Origin of the sequence: Lelliottia sp. (assembly GCF_045627565.1) — a bacterium.
Lineage (GTDB): Bacteria > Pseudomonadota > Gammaproteobacteria > Enterobacterales > Enterobacteriaceae > Enterobacter.
The window spans coordinates 271,777-289,322 of sequence record NZ_JAZQNX010000010.1 but is presented as its reverse complement, the minus strand read 5'-3'; the positions used below and the strand labels follow the sequence as shown (position 1 = coordinate 289,322).

Annotated in this window: 17 protein-coding genes; 8 read left to right on the top strand and 9 right to left on the bottom strand. The window is 51.8% G+C overall.

The annotated features are described in order from the left end of the window. Nucleotides 1–292: 292 nt before the first annotated feature. Entirely contained in the window at nt 293–853 is a 561-nt protein-coding gene (gene gmhB / locus ACKI5T_RS09115; protein WP_131487491.1) for a D-glycero-beta-D-manno-heptose 1,7-bisphosphate 7-phosphatase, read from the bottom strand. Between the two features lie 188 nt (nt 854–1,041). Here gmhB and metN point away from each other — a divergent pair, with 188 nt between their 5' ends. The 6 genes from metN to proS all read left to right on the top strand — a co-directional run bounded on the left by metN (nt 1,042) and on the right by proS (nt 6,619). Next, nucleotides 1,042–2,073: a methionine ABC transporter ATP-binding protein MetN gene (gene metN / locus ACKI5T_RS09110; protein WP_407437104.1), complete on the top strand. Its 1,032-nt coding sequence runs from the start codon at nt 1,042–1,044 to the stop codon at nt 2,071–2,073. Then, entirely contained in the window at nt 2,066–2,719 is a 654-nt protein-coding gene (locus tag ACKI5T_RS09105) for a methionine ABC transporter permease MetI (protein WP_012016144.1), read from the top strand. Before metN ends, ACKI5T_RS09105 begins: the two co-directional genes overlap by 8 nt. A 38-nt stretch (nt 2,720–2,757) precedes the next feature. Then, nucleotides 2,758–3,573 carry a MetQ/NlpA family lipoprotein gene (locus ACKI5T_RS09100; RefSeq protein ID WP_407437103.1) on the top strand — a complete coding sequence of 272 codons (816 nt, stop codon included), beginning with the start codon at nt 2,758–2,760 and terminating at the stop codon, nt 3,571–3,573. Between the two features lie 106 nt (nt 3,574–3,679). Further along, nucleotides 3,680–4,084 carry an Rcs stress response system protein RcsF gene (gene rcsF / locus ACKI5T_RS09095; protein WP_012016142.1) on the top strand — a complete coding sequence of 135 codons (405 nt, stop codon included), beginning with the start codon at nt 3,680–3,682 and terminating at the stop codon, nt 4,082–4,084. Then, nucleotides 4,081–4,788, top strand: coding sequence for a tRNA (N6-threonylcarbamoyladenosine(37)-N6)-methyltransferase TrmO (tsaA, locus tag ACKI5T_RS09090; RefSeq protein ID WP_407437102.1), 708 nt, complete (start codon nt 4,081–4,083; stop codon nt 4,786–4,788). Before rcsF ends, tsaA begins: the two co-directional genes overlap by 4 nt. 112 nt (nt 4,789–4,900) lie before the next feature. Continuing rightward, entirely contained in the window at nt 4,901–6,619 is a 1,719-nt protein-coding gene (gene proS, locus ACKI5T_RS09085) for a proline--tRNA ligase (RefSeq protein ID WP_407437101.1), read from the top strand. A 62-nt stretch (nt 6,620–6,681) separates the two neighbouring features. On the opposite strand, the gene nlpE is transcribed toward proS, so the two are convergent. Genes nlpE through ACKI5T_RS09070 form a run of 3 tightly spaced genes read right to left on the bottom strand, consistent with a single transcriptional unit; the run spans nt 6,682 to nt 8,379 of the window. Then, complete coding sequence (nlpE, locus tag ACKI5T_RS09080) at nt 6,682–7,380, bottom strand: envelope stress response activation lipoprotein NlpE (protein ID WP_407437100.1); 699 nt, start codon at nt 7,378–7,380, stop codon at nt 6,682–6,684. A gap of 34 nt (nt 7,381–7,414) precedes the next feature. Then, nucleotides 7,415–7,837, bottom strand: coding sequence for an alternative ribosome rescue aminoacyl-tRNA hydrolase ArfB (arfB, locus tag ACKI5T_RS09075; protein WP_407437099.1), 423 nt, complete (start codon nt 7,835–7,837; stop codon nt 7,415–7,417). Beyond that, complete coding sequence (locus ACKI5T_RS09070; protein WP_012016137.1) at nt 7,834–8,379, bottom strand: YaeQ family protein; 546 nt, start codon at nt 8,377–8,379, stop codon at nt 7,834–7,836. The genes arfB and ACKI5T_RS09070 overlap by 4 nt, the downstream gene beginning before the upstream one ends. 195 nt (nt 8,380–8,574) lie before the next feature. Between ACKI5T_RS09070 and ACKI5T_RS09065 the strand changes: the two genes are divergently transcribed. Both ACKI5T_RS09065 and rof read left to right on the top strand, forming a co-directional pair. Then, nucleotides 8,575–8,775 carry a YaeP family protein gene (locus ACKI5T_RS09065; protein ID WP_012016136.1) on the top strand — a complete coding sequence of 67 codons (201 nt, stop codon included), beginning with the start codon at nt 8,575–8,577 and terminating at the stop codon, nt 8,773–8,775. After that, nucleotides 8,762–9,022: a Rho-binding antiterminator gene (rof, locus tag ACKI5T_RS09060; RefSeq protein WP_012016135.1), complete on the top strand. Its 261-nt coding sequence runs from the start codon at nt 8,762–8,764 to the stop codon at nt 9,020–9,022. The genes ACKI5T_RS09065 and rof overlap by 14 nt, the downstream gene beginning before the upstream one ends. 28 nt (nt 9,023–9,050) lie before the next feature. On the opposite strand, the gene tilS is transcribed toward rof, so the two are convergent. The 5 genes from tilS to dnaE form a co-directional block, all read right to left on the bottom strand. Further along, a complete protein-coding gene (tilS, locus tag ACKI5T_RS09055) occupies nt 9,051–10,331 on the bottom strand; it encodes a tRNA lysidine(34) synthetase TilS (RefSeq protein WP_407437098.1) in 1,281 nt (426 codons plus the stop codon). A 62-nt stretch (nt 10,332–10,393) separates the two neighbouring features. After that, nucleotides 10,394–10,783, bottom strand: a complete 390-nt coding sequence (locus ACKI5T_RS09050) for a VOC family protein (RefSeq protein ID WP_407437097.1) — start codon at nt 10,781–10,783, stop codon at nt 10,394–10,396. 59 nt (nt 10,784–10,842) lie between these two features. After that, nucleotides 10,843–12,981 (bottom strand): lysine decarboxylase LdcC, encoded by a 2,139-nt coding sequence (locus ACKI5T_RS09045; protein WP_407437096.1) that lies wholly within the window; start codon nt 12,979–12,981, stop codon nt 10,843–10,845. A 100-nt stretch (nt 12,982–13,081) separates the two neighbouring features. After that, entirely contained in the window at nt 13,082–14,041 is a 960-nt protein-coding gene (accA, locus tag ACKI5T_RS09040; RefSeq protein ID WP_012016131.1) for an acetyl-CoA carboxylase carboxyl transferase subunit alpha, read from the bottom strand. A 12-nt stretch (nt 14,042–14,053) separates the two neighbouring features. Next, nucleotides 14,054–17,536, bottom strand: a complete 3,483-nt coding sequence (gene dnaE, locus ACKI5T_RS09035) for a DNA polymerase III subunit alpha (protein WP_407437095.1) — start codon at nt 17,534–17,536, stop codon at nt 14,054–14,056. Nucleotides 17,537–17,546: the final 10 nt, after the last annotated feature.

The window sequence follows — 17,546 nt, the reverse complement described above, 5'->3', positions numbered from 1 at the left end:
ATTAAGAATCCATGTCACTTTGAGTGCCCACACAGATTGTCTGATAAATTGTTAAAGAGCAGTGCAACGCGGCTTTCGCTCACCGTTGCGAGGTGGCGTATATTACGCTTTCCTCTTTCAGAGTCAATCCTTTATTTCAGGATTTTTCTCTTCAACCGAACCGGCTGTTTGTGTGAAGTGATTCACATCCGCCGTGTCGATGGAGGCGCATTATAGGGAGCTTCTGAGGAATGACAAGCGGAAAAATACAATTTTATTTCAACCGCTCATTTTTTCATCATTGCGCTTATTTTTACGACTTTTTTAGCGCTTTTGGCAGGTCAGCAAGGCTATTAATGACCAGATCGGCTGCACTTTCGGCTTCTGGTGTCACTGGTTTACCTGTGCGAACTAGCACTTTTGTGCCTACGCCAGCCGCTGCCGCTGCCTGCATGTCTTCCAGTTTATCGCCCACCATATATGAAGCAGCCATATCAATGTGCAGGAACTCTTGTGCAGACAGAAACATTCCGGGATGCGGTTTACGGCAATCACACGTCTGACGATATTCTTCAACTGTGCCTTGCGGATGATGAGGACAATAGTAGATACCATCCAGTTCGACATCCCGATCCGCCAGCGACCAGTCCATCCATTCAGTCAGTGTTTCGAATTGCGCTTCGGTGAATTTACCTCGGGCGATACCAGACTGATTAGTCACCACCACCAGCGCATACCCCATTCCTTTAAGTTCACGCATGGCATCAATGGCGCCGTCAATAAACTCGAACTCATCAATCTCGTGCACATAACCGTGATCGACATTAATAGTGCCATCACGATCGAGAAATATTGCGGGTACTAATTTTGACACTGGCTTGCTCCTGAAAAATGCATGTACGGCTAGTATCTCATGTTTCGTAGCGCAAGAAAGTGCTCATCTCGCACAGTCAGATTGATTTAGACGTCTGGATGCCTTAACATCCGTTTTGTTTACGGTAGACACCCGTATCTGGCAGAAGAAAATGCCACGGCTAACTTAAATACGATAAAAATAATCCAATGATTAAACTTTCCAATATCACCAAAGTGTTCCAGCAAGGAACCCGAACCATCCAGGCGCTGAATAACGTCAGCCTGCATGTTCCGGCTGGACAGATTTATGGCGTGATTGGCGCATCAGGTGCAGGTAAAAGCACGCTTATCCGCTGCGTTAATCTGCTCGAACGTCCAACCGAAGGTAGCGTCCAGGTTGGCGGCCAGGAGTTAACCCAACTTTCCGAAACGGAATTAACCAAATCACGCCGCCAGATTGGCATGATCTTCCAGCACTTCAACCTGCTGGCTTCCCGCACCGTATTTGGTAACGTCGCGTTGCCGCTGGAGCTGGACAATACCCCTAAAGAAGAAATCAAACGTCGGGTGACGGAACTGTTGGATCTGGTGGGTCTGAGCGACAAGCGTGACAGCTATGCAGCCAACCTCTCTGGTGGACAAAAGCAGCGTGTGGCGATCGCGCGTGCGCTGGCAAGCAACCCCAAAGTTCTGCTGTGTGACGAAGCCACTAGCGCACTTGATCCCGCAACCACCCGTTCAATACTCGAATTACTGAAAGACATTAACCGCCGTCTGGGGCTGACTATTCTTCTTATTACGCATGAGATGGATGTGGTTAAGCGCATTTGCGACTGCGTAGCGGTGATCAGCAACGGTGAATTGATCGAACAAGATACCGTGAGTGAAGTGTTCTCACATCCGAAAACGCCGCTGGCCCAGCAGTTTATTCAGTCAACATTGCATCTGGATATCCCTGAAGATTACCTGGCACGTTTAAAAGCAGAACCAACCGAAGCCAGCGTCCCGATGTTGCGTATGGAATTTACTGGCCAATCGGTAGATGCTCCGCTGCTTTCCGAAACAGCACGCCGCTTTAATGTGAACAACAACATAATCAGTGCGCAGATGGATTATGCCGGTGGCGTGAAGTTCGGCATCATGCTGACGGAAATGCACGGTACACAACAAGAAACGCAAGCCGCCATTGCCTGGCTGCAAGAACACCATGTAAAAGTAGAGGTACTGGGTTATGTCTGAGCCGATGATGTGGCTACTGGTTCGCGGCGTATGGGAAACGCTGGCAATGACCTTCGTCTCTGGTTTTTTTGGCTTTGTGATTGGTCTGCCGGTCGGCGTCCTGCTCTACGTCACTCGCCCAGGGCAAATTATCGAGAATGCCAAACTCTATCGCACGCTGTCTGCGCTGGTGAATATCTTCCGCTCGATTCCTTTTATTATCCTACTGGTATGGATGATTCCCTTCACCCGCATCATTGTGGGCACATCGATTGGTCTGCAGGCAGCAATCGTCCCGCTCACCGTCGGAGCCGCTCCCTTTATTGCTCGTATGGTTGAAAACGCCCTGCTGGAAATTCCTACAGGGCTGATCGAAGCATCGCGCGCAATGGGCGCAACCCCGATGCAGATCGTGCGTAAAGTGCTGTTACCCGAAGCACTACCAGGTCTGGTCAATGCCGCCACTATTACGCTCATTACATTAGTGGGATATTCCGCGATGGGCGGTGCCGTCGGCGCTGGCGGTCTTGGCCAGATCGGCTATCAATATGGCTATATTGGATATAACGCTACCGTGATGAATACGGTTCTGGTATTGCTGGTTGTGCTGGTTTATCTCATTCAATTCTCAGGCGATCGTATCGTCCGGGCAGTGACTCACAAATAACGTTACACAACACAAACTCGACGAATTAAGGAAATGACATGACGTTTAAATTGAAAACCTTTGCCGCAGTCGGCGCGCTGATTGGATCTCTGGCTCTGGTCGGTTGTGGTCAGGACGAGAAAGACCCAAACCACATTAAAGTGGGTGTCATCGTTGGCGCGGAACAACAAGTTGCTGAAGTAGCGCAAAAAGTAGCAAAAGAAAAATACGGCCTGGACGTTGAGCTGGTGACCTTTAATGATTACGTTCTGCCAAACGAAGCGCTGAGCAAAGGCGATATCGATGTCAACGCCTTCCAGCACAAACCGTATCTTGATCAGCAGATTAAAGATCGCGGTTACAAACTGGTTTCCGTAGGCAATACATTTGTATACCCGATTGCTGGCTACTCCAAAAAAATCAAATCGCTGGAAGAGCTGCAGCCAGGTTCGCAGGTGGCAGTACCGAATGACCCAACCAACCTTGGCCGTTCCCTGCTGCTGTTACAGAAAGTGGGCTTAATCAAACTGAAAGACGGCGTTGGTTTACTGCCAACTGTGCTGGATGTTGCTGAGAATTCAAAAAATCTGAAAATTGTTGAACTGGAAGCGCCACAACTTCCGCGCTCTCTGGACGATGCACAAATTGCGCTGGCGGTAATCAACACCACTTACGCTAGCCAGATCGGCCTGACGCCAGCGAAAGACGGCATCTTCGTTGAAGAAAAAGACTCTCCTTACGTCAACATGATCGTTAGCCGTGAAGATAACAAAGACGCGGAAAACGTGAAAAAATTCGTTCAGGCTTACCAGTCTGAAGAAGTTTACCAGGAAGCCAATAAAGTGTTTAACGGCGGCGCTGTTAAAGGCTGGTAATCTTACCTTTATGTAATATCATCAGGGCGGGCGAAAGCCCGTCTTGTCATTTATACAGGCAACTGATTCAATAACTGACGATTTGATTATTCATTGAGGAAATATTATGCGGGCTTTACCGATCTGTCTTTTAGCACTCATGCTGAGCGGCTGTTCAATGCTAAGCAGATCTCCTGTTGAACCTGTTAAAAGCACTGCAACTCCGCCAAAAGTGGAACCAGCCAAACCGAAGGCACCGCGTCCAGCGCCGGTAAAAATTTACACCAATGCCGAAGATCTTATCGGTAAGCCTTTCCGAGATTTGGGCGAAGTCACTGGCGAATCATGCCAGGCAAGCAACCAGGATTCACCGCCAAATATCCCAACAGCGCGCAAGCGTCTGCAGATCAACGCAGCCAAAATGAAGGCTAACGCCGTACTGCTGCATAGCTGTGAAGTCACCAGCGGCACGCCGGGATGCTATCGCCAGGCCGTGTGCATGGGCAACGCTCTTAACGTCTCGGCTAAATGAGTGTATTTGAGTTCGAGCAGATAGGAGTTATCCGCTCGCCTTATAAAGAGAAGTTTGCCGTTCCGCGTCAACCAGGTCTGGTCAAAAGCTGTGGCGGTGAACTTCACTTAATTGCGCCCTTTAATCAGGCCGATGCCGTTCGTGGGCTGGAAGCATTCAGTCATCTGTGGATTCTGTTCATCTTTCATCAAACGATGGAAGGAGGCTGGCGCCCTACCGTTCGCCCTCCACGTCTGGGCGGCAATGCAAGAATGGGTGTTTTCGCGACGCGTTCGACATACCGACCCAATCCGATTGGCATGTCGCTCGTTGAATTAAACGGTATCCGCTGCCAAAAAGATCAGGTGATTCTCGAACTCGGGAGCCTGGACCTGGTAGACGGAACGCCGGTTGTAGATATCAAACCGTATCTGCCCTTCGCCGAAGCCCTACCCGATGCCGTGGCGAGCTATGCCCAGCAGGCGCCGGTGGCAGATATGCCGGTTGGCTTCACTGCCGATGTCTTCTTACAGCTTCAGCAGCTTGAAAAGCGGTATCCTCGACTGAAAGATTTTATCGTCGACGTTCTGGCTCAGGATCCGCGTCCAGCTTATCGAAAGGAAGAAGAGGTAGGGAAAAACTACGCCGTCTGGTTGCTGGATTTTAACGTTCGCTGGCGTGTAACCGAAGCGGGTTTTGAAGTGTTTGCACTGGAAGTGCGCTAATTTTATTGTCCTCTCTTTTGGCATCTTTGCCACACTGGTAAACTAAACCACTTTTTTTGTGTCAGGTTGACGAATCAGCCTGGTCCAATCGTCGAAATGGAACCGTAACAACATGCGTACTAGCCAATATCTGCTCTCCACACTGAAGGAGACACCAGCCGACGCCGAAGTCATCAGCCACCAGTTGATGCTCCGCGCCGGGATGATCCGCAAGCTGGCCTCTGGGTTGTACACCTGGTTGCCGACCGGTCTGCGCGTCCTGAAAAAAGTCGAAAACATCGTGCGTGAAGAGATGAACAACGCCGGTGCAATCGAGGTGTCTATGCCTGTGGTTCAGCCTGCTGACCTGTGGGTAGAAAGTGGTCGCTGGGAGCAGTACGGCCCGGAGCTGCTGCGTTTTGTTGATCGCGGCGAACGTTCGTTTGTGCTCGGCCCAACGCATGAAGAAGTCATCACGGATCTGATCCGCAACGAGCTGAATTCCTACAAACAGCTGCCGCTGAACTTCTTCCAGATCCAGACCAAGTTCCGTGACGAAGTCCGTCCACGTTTCGGCGTCATGCGTTCTCGCGAATTCCTGATGAAAGATTCTTACTCTTTCCATACCTCTCAGGAATCTCTGCAAGAGACGTATGACAAGATGTATGAAGCGTACAGCAAAATCTTCTCCCGCATGGGTCTGGATTTCCGCGCGGTGCAGGCTGACACCGGTTCTATCGGTGGCAGCGCTTCTCATGAATTCCAGGTACTGGCACAGAGCGGCGAAGACGATGTGATCTTCTCCGATACTTCAGACTACGCAGCTAACATCGAATTTGCAGAAGCGTTAGCCCCGTCAGCACCCCGTGCTGCTGCATCAGAAGAGATGAAGCTGGTCGATACGCCAAACGCAAAAACCATCGCCGAACTGGTTGAGCAGTTCAATCTGCCAATCGAAAAAACGGTGAAAACCCTGCTGGTTAAAGCCGTTGAAGGTAGCGCTTATCCACTGGTTGCGCTGCTGGTGCGTGGCGATCACGAACTGAATGAAGTCAAAGCGGAGAAACTGGCGCAGGTTGCCAGCCCACTGACTTTTGCGACCGAAGCGGAAATCCGCTCGGTGGTTAACGCAGGTCCAGGCTCTCTGGGTCCAGTGAACATGCCTATTCCAGTGGTTATCGACCGCACCGTAGCTGCGATGAGTGATTTCTCCGCTGGCGCGAACATCGATGGTCAGCATTACTTTGGTATCAACTGGGATCGTGACGTTGCGACGCCAGAAGTGGCCGATATCCGTAACGTGGTGGCAGGCGATCCAAGCCCAGACGGCCAGGGTACGTTGATGATCAAACGCGGGATCGAAGTCGGTCACATCTTCCAGCTCGGCACCAAATATTCCGAGGCGCTTAACGCTTCCGTTCAGGGTGAAGATGGCCGTAACCAGATCCTGACGATGGGTTGTTATGGTATCGGGGTCACGCGCGTTGTGGCTGCTGCAATTGAGCAGAACCACGACGAGCGCGGCATCGTATGGCCAGATAATCTGGCACCGTTCCAGGTCGCCATCCTGCCGATGAACATGCACAAATCTTACCGTGTGCAGGAGCTGGCGGAGAAGCTGTACAGCGAACTGCGCGCTCAGGGTATTGAAGTGCTGATGGACGATCGTAAAGAACGTCCAGGCGTGATGTTTGCTGATATGGAACTGATCGGCATTCCGCACACCGTGGTTATCGGCGATCGTAACCTCGACAGTGACGACATTGAGTACAAATACCGTCGTAGCGGCGAGAAGCAGATGATCAAGACCGGCGACATCCTTGATTACCTTGTGAAAGCCATCAAAGGCTAAGTCACTAAGCAACAAAAAGCCCCGCAAATGCGGGGCTTTTTATTATCAGCGTTTACATCCGTTTATTGAGTTTCGCAGCCTTTACCCGCCACAAACTTAGCGCCTTTATCCGCTACCAGCGTTTTAACCCTCTCGCCGCTATCCGGATTAGGTTCCAGAGTGAAATGGCCATCCACGGTCAAAAGAACCGGTTTACTGTCATTTCCACGCGCCACGGCATAATCACGTTCCAGCTGCGCATTGTTGGCGACACTGACTTTCTTGCCCGTCGCACAATCGGTAAACACCGCAGCATCCGCCATATAGAAATACATGCCGCGCATCGGCATCGGAGTCGATGGCAGCGCCACGTTTACCGGTGCCAGCGTATAATTGAGCTGAGATTCAATCGGAAGACCTTCCCGATCAAGCATCTCCATTCCTTCGCCCTTCGGGCGGAAATAGGTTTTCTCACCTTCAGCATCCGTCAGGATCAGCTTTTCAGCTGTGCGCACCCACTTACCGTAAGTCGCGAAAGACGAAGGCTCTTTCGCGCCTTGATAGCGCTGATTCATTACCCATGAACCGTCCTTTTCCAGGAACAGGGTAGTTTCAATTCCTTCACAGTCGGCGCAGGGTAGAACACCTTGCCAGCTCTGCTGCATCGGCTGCAGCGCTTCCGACTCCGTCGGTTGCAGCGCCTGAGTTTCTGTACGGTTATTACAGCCAATAAGTGCAAAAAGCGTAGAGGCGGCGAGCACTGACAATATCGCTGTTTTCACGATGAATTCCTTATAAATTGGGTGTCCCGGTTCGTTAATCAGAAGACCGTTGAATTTTACCGCGTAGTGACTTCACTGTGGACTTTTGCGCTTTCGATGACAACCGACGCTCTTTTGACGCGCGAGTCGGCCGGGTTGCCCGGCGGCTTTTCTGCACGACGGTTAACTCTTTAATCAGCGCCACCAACCGAGCAAGGGCAGCTTCGCGATTGAGCTCCTGGCTGCGATACTCTTGCGCCTTAATAATGATCACGCCATCACTGGTGATGAGGTGATGACTGGCGGCAAGCAGAGCGTCTTTGTATGACTCTGGCAGGCTTGAGGCCCGAATGTCAAAGCGCAGATGGATAGCGGTTGAGGCTTTATTGACATGTTGCCCACCCGCGCCCTGCGCGCGAATCGCCGTAATCTCAAACTCGCTGTCAGGAATGCTAACGGTGCGGGACAATTCGATCATGACGGGGACTGCCACGCGGTGAGATGAATTTCCAGATTATTCTGGGAATCAGACAACCAGATCGCCCCGTCCTGGATCGTGGCCTGCAAAGCCATTGTTCTTCCGGCAAAATCACTCAGCTGCGCCAGCTGTTCATCATCCAGATACCACACAGAAAGATGCGAATACTGTGCGCATTTGCGCTGGTTCTGCTGCCACCAAATCTCAGCTGCACGCTGATTATACGCAAATATCGCCACCTCAGCGGACTGCGTGCAGGCCTTCTTGATACGACGTTCATCGGGCAGACCAAGTTCGATCCACAAGTCGATGCCCAGATGATCGTTCTTCAGCCAGGCTTCTGGCTCTTCTTCGGCACTTAATCCTCGCGTGAACTGTAACCGCTCGTTGGCATATTTAATCCACGCCAGCAGGCGCAGCATCATGCGTTCCTGGGTTTCGGAAGGGTGACGCGCCAGCGTGAGCGACGCATCGAGAAACTGGTTGCGGTCAAGATCGGCTACATTGACTACCGCTTTATAAATTGTCGCTTTCAGCGCCATGACTAAACTCCATTCTTATAAGGTGGCCATTGTAGCGAAATTATGGCCAAAAGACTGGTCCGGGTGGTGAAAGTCCACAATATCAAGGCGCTGATATTGCCAGGATGAGTATGTTATAGTCACCTTGATAAACCGTGTTTATCTTCGTAGGCTTAAGTATCTCACAGTAACGTCAGTGCGCTGGCAGGAGGGGATGTGGAAATTTATTGTGAGTTAATTCGCAAAAGGTATGCGGAAATCGCCAGCGGAGATCTGGGTTATATCCCGGATGCGTTGGGCTGTGTGTTGAAAGTGCTGAATGAAGTGGCGACGGATAACAGCCTTTCAGAATCGATCAGGGAAAAAGCGGCGTATGCTGCTGCGAATTTACTGGTGAGCGATTATGTCAATGAATGATACCTATCAACCCATCAACTGTGATGACTATGACAACCTGGAACTTGCCTGCCAGAACCATTTGATCCTGGCGCTGGCGTTAAAAGATGGCGAAGAGCTGAAGGCAAAAGCCAGCGATCTGGTTATGCGTAAGAACGTTGAATACCTTGTCGTCGAAGACGCAGGTTCAACGCGTGAGTTTCGTCTCGATAAGATTGCCAGCTTCAGTCATCCGGACATCGGCACCGTTGTGGTGAGCGAATCCTGAATGTCCCTAACGGGCAGTCACCTGCCCGTTACGCTTTCCACTCCAACTGCACGCCCTTTTCTATCCAACCTTCCTTCGTGACAAAAACACCCGCAGCCGCGATCAGCGTTTCCCCATAAAACAGCAGCGGAGTCGTATCGCGTAACCAGGGAGGAATGTTGTACTCCTGCCAGATTTTCTTCAGTTTTCGTCCGCCGTGACGCCCAACAATATGCAGTATTCCGCAGGCTTTGAAACGGATTGTGACTTGTTCATCAGGGTTCGGCAGGCGAATGTGGCCGCCTTTCGCAAAACAAATGCTCCCCTGAGGCAACATCAGAGACACCGACGGATCGCGCCACTCGATAATCTGGTCAGTCATGGAGGACTGATATTTAACCCACCAAAGCTCGCCTTTGTAGCGCCGGACCTCAAAGCCACCGAGATACAAACGCGGCGTGGCATCTTCACGCGCTAAAGCGACCTCTTCCCAGATGCGGTTTAACATTGTGCGCGAAGGCATTTGGGCATGATGAGCCGCCAGCCAGCGGCGTATTAGCGCAGCACGACGCACGGGGCTCATCGCTTCAAGAGGTTCAATTCTGAGCCCGCCTTCCGTCGAAATCACACTGGCCAATTCTTCAGTCAGCAGCTCATCCAGCAGGCTCTCTTGCTCGGCGCACAACGCCGCGCTTCTCGCCGTCGCATCTGCAAAATGCGGCCAACGTTCAGAGAGCAAAGGCAATACGCGCAGTCGCAGGAAATTACGATCGTAGCGGTCATCCTGATTGCTTTCGTCGTCGATCCAGCCCAGGTTATAGTCCTGCGCCCACTTTTCGAGTGAGGTACGCGTTTCACCCAGAAGTGGACGAATCAACTGCGTGCTAGCAAATTCAGTGCGCAAAGGCATGGCGGATAATCCCGCCGGGCCGCTTCCCCGTTTAAGAGCCAGTAAAAACGTTTCACACTGATCGTCGAGATGCTGCGCCGTGACGAGCGCCTCCCCCGCCTGAAGCGCTTTTTCGAACGCTAAATAGCGCGCTTTTCGCGCCTGCGCTTCTGTCCCCAAACCTTCATCATCAAGCGTCACACGTTCAACGATCAGCGGAATATGCCACGCTTTACAGAGCGATTCGCAGTGCGCAACCCAGTGATCAGCATTCGAACTCAAACCATGGTGCACATGAACAGCACGTATCTGAACATCTGGTTCCTGCTCGCGCCAAAGCATTAATCGATGAAGTAAAACGGTCGAATCCAGCCCACCGCTAAATCCCACCAGCAGTTGGCGGTACGGAGAAACAGACTGGGCGATAACGGATGAGGTCATAAGACGTCTTATAGAGAGCCAATGCCCGGAAAATTACCGAGCATTGGCGATGATGGCAAGCATTACTGCTGGTAGAGCTCCAGCGGTAAGCCATCCGGATCGTTAAAAAACGTAAAATGTTTGTCGGTAAACGGGTCGACGCGAATTGATTCACACTTCACGCCGTGCGCTTCAAGATGTTCAACAGCCCGATCGATATCGTCGACGCTGAACGCGAGATGACGAAGCCCACATGCTTCGGGACGAGACGGACGTGCAGGCGGAAATGGAAACGAGAACAGTTCGATCACATAATGACCGTTAAGCGCCAGGTCACCTTTCCAGGAGTCACGCTCAGAACGATAGGCTTCGCTCAACAGCGTAAACCCGAGAACGTCGCAATAAAAAGCCTTACTTCTGGCGTAGTCCGCAGCGATAATCGCAATATGGTGAACCTGTTTTAAACCCAGCATAGCGTCTCCTTTTTATCATGCCTGCACGTTACAACTGAAAACCCTACACACGCAAGGGATCAACACGCTTTTAAGACTCGTACCCGGTAGACGCCATTCTCATCGCGTTTTGCACCGTGAATGTCCGTCTCAAACCCAGGATAATGGCGGCCAATAGAACAGAGCATCAGCAGAAAATCGAGCACTGACCGGCTTTGTTCAGTGATCATTTCTCCCGGCATCAAAAGCGGGACGCCCGGTGGATAAGGGAGAACCATATTTGCGGATACGCGCCCAATGAGATTTTCCAGCTCAATGGTTTCGACTTCACCTTTGACCTGCTGCTGCCAGGCCTTGTGCGGCGTGAGTTTCATTTCAGGCAATACGTCAAACGCCTGGAGCATCAGTCGAGGAAGATCGTGCTGGCGGATCAGCTTATGGATCCCTTGCGCCAGATCCTGAATACGCATATTTCGGTAATAGTCAGGATCTTCGGCATACAGATCCGGGAGCATATTTTTGACTCGCAGATTGAGATCGTAAGCGCGCTTAAATTCCATGAGTCCGCGTAACAGGCCCATCGCTCGGGTCTTATCGATACCTATGCTGAACAGGAAAAGCAGATTGTAAGGGCCGGTTTTTTCCACCACGACGCCGCGTTCGTCGAGGAATTTTGCCACCAGCGCGGCCGGAATCCCTTCATCACTCATCGTTCCCTGCTCATCCATCCCCGGCGTCAGAATGGTGACTTTGACCGGATCAAGAAACATATGATCCGCGTCAGCCTCTCTGAAACCGTGCCAGCTCTCGCCTGGCGCGACAGACCAGCATTCCGCCTCATCAATCTCTTCCGGTTGCCAGATATCGAAGAACCAGCCGTCGGCTTCCTCTTTCAGGCGCTGAACTTCCTTACGGAAATGGAGTGCCCGTTCCACCGAACGGTTTATCAGTCGTTTACCCGGATTGCCGCGCAGCATGGCCGCTGCCGTTTCGATTGATGCGACTAATGGATAACTCGGTGATGTGGTGGTGTGCATCATATAAGCTTCGTTGAACGTCTCTTCGTCGTATTCCCCCTTAATATGGATTAACGACGCCTGAGATAAAGCGGCCAGCATTTTGTGCGTCGATTGCGTCTCGAAGAACACTTTTCCCGGTACGCGCTCACCACTCATACCGCTTTTACCGGCGTAAATAGGGTGGAAATTGGTATAGGGTACCCATGCAGAATCGAAATGAATCGAAGGAACATCAAGAGTCTGCTTGATCCAGTTGGTGTTATACAGCAGGCCATCATACGTCGAGTTAGTAATCACCGCGTGAATCGGCCAGCTTGCGTCAGGGATCGCTGCGACTTTATGTTCAATGGCGGCGCGGGAGAATTCACGGCGTGGGATCCCGCCCAGAATCCCCAGCGCATTTCGTGTTGGCGAGAGCCAGAGCGGTACAACATCACTCATCATCAGTAAATGCGCCAGTGATTTGTGGCAGTTACGGTCAATCAGCAGCGTACTTCCAGCCGGGGCGGCATACATCCCAACAATCTTGTTAGAAGTCGAGGTACCGTTAGTCACCATATAACTTTGCTCCGCACCAAAAGTACGTGCAATGTACTCTTCGGCCTCCAGGTGTGGGCCGGTGTGATCAAGCAGCGAGCCCAGCTCCGTCACCGAAATCGACACATCAGCTTTGAGCGTATTCCCACCAAAAAAATCGTAAAACAGGCAACCCACAGGGCTTTTCTGATAGGCGGTTCCCGCCATATGACCCGGCGTGCAAAACGTGTATTTACCTTCCTGAACGTAGGTGAAAAGCGCGCGGGTAAATGGCGGGGTAATATTGTCGAGGTATTCGCGCGTGTATTGCTGAATGCGGGTCGCAATATCTTCTGCAGCACCCAATGCGTATTCAAAAAACCACAGCGCCATACGCATATCGTGGGCACTGACATCCATCGTCGAATGCGTGTTGATGAAAGCGTAGAGCGGCAGGTATTCATTCAGCTGATTGATATCGCTGCACAGTTCAAGATCGTACTCATCCCAGTCAAAAATCACGCCACAGATTCGCGGGTTGTGTTCGATAAACTTCAGCAGATCGGCATTATTATGCGGCCAGATAAGTTGATACCCGCGCGCCTGCAATGCCTGTTCCAGCTCCTTGATGGGCTCATCTTTATAAAAGACGCCGTGCGGCCCCATAATTGCAATAATATTCACGGTATACCTCCTTAAAAAACATGCGTTAAGGATAGTTGAGGTAAATGGCTGACATAAAAAAAGCCGCAACAATGTGCGGCTTTTAAGACAAATGTGAAGCTTATGCGTAACCGTAGTTCATCAGACGTTGATAACGACGGTTGAGCAGGTCTTCTTTGCTCAGCACATCGAGATCGGCCAGATCGGCCAGTAGCTGCGCTTTAAGGGAAGCGGCGATCACTTCCGGCTTACGGTGCGCACCACCCAACGGTTCAGGGATCACGGTGTCGATCAGTTTCAATTCTTTCAGACGCGGCGCAGTGATACCCATCGCTTCAGCGGCCAACGGCGCTTTATCGGCGCTTTTCCACAGAATAGACGCACAGCCTTCAGGGGAGATAACGGAATAGGTGCTGTACTGCAGCATATTCACTTTATCGCCCACGCCGATCGCCAGTGCACCACCGGAACCGCCTTCACCAATCACAGTACAGATAACCGGTACCGTCAGGCGAGACATTTCACGCAGGTTGCGAGCGATGGCTTCAGACTGGCCGCGTTCTTCTGCACCGACTCCTGGGTATGCACCCGGCGTGTCGATAAAGGTCACGATCGGCATGTTGAAGCGCTCAGCCATTTCCATCAGGCGCAGCGCCTTACGGTAACCTTCTGGCGCTGGCATACCAAAGTTGCGACGGATTTTCTCTTTGGTCTCACGGCCTTTCTGATGACCAATGATCATCACCGGGCGACCATCAAGACGCGCTATGCCGCCGACAATGGCTTTGTCGTCAGCATAAGCACGATCGCCAGCCAGTTCGTCAAATTCATCAAACGCCAGGCGGACATAATCCAGGGTGTACGGACGCTGTGGATGACGTGCCAACTGGGCAATCTGCCATGCGCCGAGATCGGCAAAGATTTTGCGCGTCAGTTCTACGCTTTTTTCACGCAGACGATGCACTTCTTCGTCGATGTTAATATCCAGTTTTTCATCCTGACGGCTCACCGCGGTCAGAGAATCGATTTTCGCTTCCAGCTCCGCAATCGGCTGTTCGAAATCAAGGAAATTCAGACTCATAGTATTCCTGTATTAGTCAAACTCCAGTTCCACCTGCTCCGAACCAATAAGGCCACGGAGATCGTTGAGTAAACGATCGCTCGGAGAGACACGCCACGTTGCACCAAAGCGCAACCGCGCGCGTGCATCCGCCCTCTGATAATAGAGATGTACTGGAATGGTCCCCGAACGATGGGGTTCCAGAGACTGACGGAGTCGGTTTAAAAGCTGGTCATCAATTTGCCTGTCCGTCAGCGAGATAGCAAGCCCGCGAGCATATTTTTCACGGGCTTCGTCAATATCCATCACTTCACGGGCCATCATTTTAAGCCCGCCGCTGAAGTCATCAAAGCTGACCTGTCCGCTGACGATAAGTATGCGGTCGTTTTCCAGCAAATGCTGGTATTTTTCCAGCGCTTCGGTGAATAACATCACCTCCAGCCGCCCGGAACGGTCATCCAACGTACAGATGCCGATGCGATTACCGCGCTTGGTGACCATAACCCGCGCTGCAATGACGAGCCCCGCTGCCGTGGTCATTTTACCACGTTCAGTTGGATGCATGTCTTTTAGCCTATTGCCGCCGACATAGCGCTCAATTTCTTTTAGATACTGGTTGATCGGGTGTCCCGTCAGATACAAGCCTAACGTTTCACGCTCCCCTTCCAGCACCGTATGTTCTGGCCACGGCTGGCAATTGGCATACGATTGTTCGATTTGTTCAGGCTCATCCGCCAGCACCCCAAACATATCGGCCTGACCAATTGCTTCCGCTTTAGCGTGCTGATCGGCTGCTTTCAACGCCTCGCCGAGCGAATTCATGAGCGCTGCGCGATGCGGCCCGAGGCGGTCAAATGCCCCGGACATGATCAGTTTTTCCAGCACACGGCGGTTCAGCTTTTTGGTGTCAGTCCGTGCACAGAGATCGAAAAGCTCACGGAAGTAGCCGCCATTATTACGCGCTTCCAGAATCGCTTCGATAGGACCTTCGCCCACACCTTTAATCGCCCCAATGCCGTAAACAATTTCACCGTCATCATTAACGTGGAAATGGTACATCCCGGCATTAATATCCGGCGGCAGAATTTTTAGCCCCATTCGCCAGCATTCATCCACCAGACCGACAACCTTCTCGGTATTATCCATGTCGGCAGTCATTACGGCCGCCATAAATTCTGCCGGGTAGTGCGCTTTCAGCCACAGCGTTTGATAGGACACCAGGGCATAAGCCGCTGAGTGCGATTTGTTAAATCCGTAACCCGCGAATTTCTCCACCAGGTCAAAGATTTTTATCGCCAGTTCACCATCAATGCCGTTTTTCTTCGCGCCATCTTCAAAGGTGCCACGCTGCTTGGCCATCTCTTCCGGTTTTTTCTTACCCATCGCACGACGCAACATATCGGCGCCGCCAAGGGTATAGCCCGAAAGTTCCTGCGCAATTTGCATAACCTGTTCCTGATACAGGATAATGCCGTAGGTAGGCTCAAGCACCGGTTTCAGGCAATCATGCTGCCACTGCACATCAGGGTAGGAAATCGCTTCACGCCCGTGCTTACGGTCAATAAAGTTATCAACCATGCCCGACTGCAATGGGCCGGGGCGGAACAGCGCCACAAGCGCGATCATATCTTCGAAACAGTCGGGCTGAAGGCGTTTAATCAAGTCTTTCATGCCGCGCGATTCAAGCTGGAATACCGCCGTGGTTTCCGAGCGCTGCAGCATGTCGAAACTTTTCTTGTCATCAAGCGGAATAGCAGCGATGTCAATCGGCTCCAGGCCCTGTTTGGCCCGACGCGGGTTGATCATCTTCAACGCCCAGTCAATGATAGTGAGTGTTCGCAAACCAAGGAAGTCAAACTTCACCAGGCCGGCGTACTCCACGTCATTCTTGTCGAACTGTGTGACCGGATGCTGTCCAGATTCATCACAATATAACGGCGCAAAATCGGTAATTTTGGTCGGTGCGATAACCACACCGCCTGCGTGTTTACCGGCGTTACGCGTGACGCCTTCAAGCTTGCGCGCCATGTCGATAAGCGCTTTAACTTCTTCGTCCGCTTCGTAGATTTCCGGCAATTGCGGCTCGGCTTCAAACGCTTTTGCCAGCGTCATGCCCGGATCCGGTGGCACCAGTTTTGAGATGCGATCCACAAAGCCATACGGGTGACCCAGCACGCGGCCCACGTCGCGGATAACCGCTTTCGCCGCCATCGTACCGAAAGTAATGATCTGCGATACCGCATCACGTCCGTACATTTCTGCAACGTGATCAATAACCTGGTCGCGTTTCTCCATGCAGAAGTCAACGTCAAAGTCAGGCATAGAGACACGTTCCGGGTTAAGGAAACGTTCGAACAGCAGGTCGAATTCCAGCGGGTCAAGGTCGGTAATTTTCAGCGCGTAAGCCACGAGCGAACCTGCGCCTGAACCACGGCCCGGCCCCACCGGCACACCGTTGTCCTTCGACCATTGGATAAATTCCATCACGATCAGGAAGTAGCCTGGAAACCCCATCTGGTTGATAACCTGAAGTTCAATGTCCAGGCGCTCATCATAAGGCGGGCGTTTCTCGTTACGCTCGGCTTCATCCGGGAATAAAAACTCCAGACGATCTTCCAGACCCTCTTTTGATTTGAGGACCAGGAAATCTTCCGTACTCATCTCGCCGGTTGGGAACTGCGGCAAGAAATATTCACCCAGACGGACGGTAACGTTGCAGCGTCTGGCAATCTCGACACTGTTTTCCAGTGCTTCCGGAATATCAGCAAACAGCTCGCACATCTCATCTTCGGAGCGCATATATTGCTGCGTGGAGTAATTGCGCGGGCGTTTTGGATCGTCGAGCGTAAAGCCGTCATGAATGGCAACACGGATTTCGTGCGCATCAAAGTCTTCAGCGTTAATAAACCGTACGTCATTGGTCGCGACAACCGGCAGACCACGCTGCTCTGCAAGCGCCACAGCCGCATGAAGGTAGTTTTCTTCATCGGGACGACCTGTGCGAATCAGCTCCAGATAAAAACGATCCGGGAAATGTTCTTCATAAAATGCAACGCACTGCTCGACCAAAACATTGTTGCCGCGTATCAGACTTTTGCCCACGTCACCCATGCAACCGCCAGAAATCAGCAGCAAACCTTCATTGAGTTCTGCAAGCCAGTCCCTGTCGATCCACGGCCCTGCAGCGCCATAGCCACGCTGATAGGCGCGGGAAATCAGCAGCGTCAGATTCTGATAGCCGGTGTTGTTCATCGCCAGCACGGAAATTTGCGTCATTTCATCGCCGAGCAGCTCGCTCTGGACGTGAAAATCCGCACCGATAATCGGCTTTAGGCCCGCGCCATGCGCCGCTCCATAGAACTTAACCAGACCACACAGGTTGGTAAAATCGGTGATCGCCAGCGCAGGCATGCCAAGAGCCGCTGCCTTTTTTACCAGCGGCCCGGTCTTCGCCAGCCCATCAATCATGGAGTAGTCGCTATGCACCCGCAGGTGTACGAAACGTGGTTCAGCCATCTTCAGATTC

Excerpts from the sequence above, each read along its gene's own strand:
- ACKI5T_RS09100 (WP_407437103.1), top strand. The coding sequence starts at position 2,758 with ATGACGTTTAAATTGAAAACCTTTGCCGCAGTCGGCGCGCTGATTGGA.
- ACKI5T_RS09105 (WP_012016144.1), top strand. The coding sequence starts at position 2,066 with ATGTCTGAGCCGATGATGTGGCTACTGGTTCGCGGCGTATGGGAAACG.
- ACKI5T_RS09070 (WP_012016137.1), bottom strand. The coding sequence starts at position 8,379 with ATGGCGCTGAAAGCGACAATTTATAAAGCGGTAGTCAATGTAGCCGAT.
- proS (WP_407437101.1), top strand. The coding sequence starts at position 4,901 with ATGCGTACTAGCCAATATCTGCTCTCCACACTGAAGGAGACACCAGCC.
- tilS (WP_407437098.1), bottom strand. The coding sequence starts at position 10,331 with ATGACCTCATCCGTTATCGCCCAGTCTGTTTCTCCGTACCGCCAACTG.
- ACKI5T_RS09050 (WP_407437097.1), bottom strand. The coding sequence starts at position 10,783 with ATGCTGGGTTTAAAACAGGTTCACCATATTGCGATTATCGCTGCGGAC.
- metN (WP_407437104.1), top strand. The coding sequence starts at position 1,042 with ATGATTAAACTTTCCAATATCACCAAAGTGTTCCAGCAAGGAACCCGA.
- rcsF (WP_012016142.1), top strand. The coding sequence starts at position 3,680 with ATGCGGGCTTTACCGATCTGTCTTTTAGCACTCATGCTGAGCGGCTGT.
- dnaE (WP_407437095.1), bottom strand. The coding sequence starts at position 17,536 with ATGGCTGAACCACGTTTCGTACACCTGCGGGTGCATAGCGACTACTCC.
- rof (WP_012016135.1), top strand. The coding sequence starts at position 8,762 with ATGTCAATGAATGATACCTATCAACCCATCAACTGTGATGACTATGAC.
- arfB (WP_407437099.1), bottom strand. The coding sequence starts at position 7,837 with ATGATCGAATTGTCCCGCACCGTTAGCATTCCTGACAGCGAGTTTGAG.
- tsaA (WP_407437102.1), top strand. The coding sequence starts at position 4,081 with ATGAGTGTATTTGAGTTCGAGCAGATAGGAGTTATCCGCTCGCCTTAT.
- accA (WP_012016131.1), bottom strand. The coding sequence starts at position 14,041 with ATGAGTCTGAATTTCCTTGATTTCGAACAGCCGATTGCGGAGCTGGAA.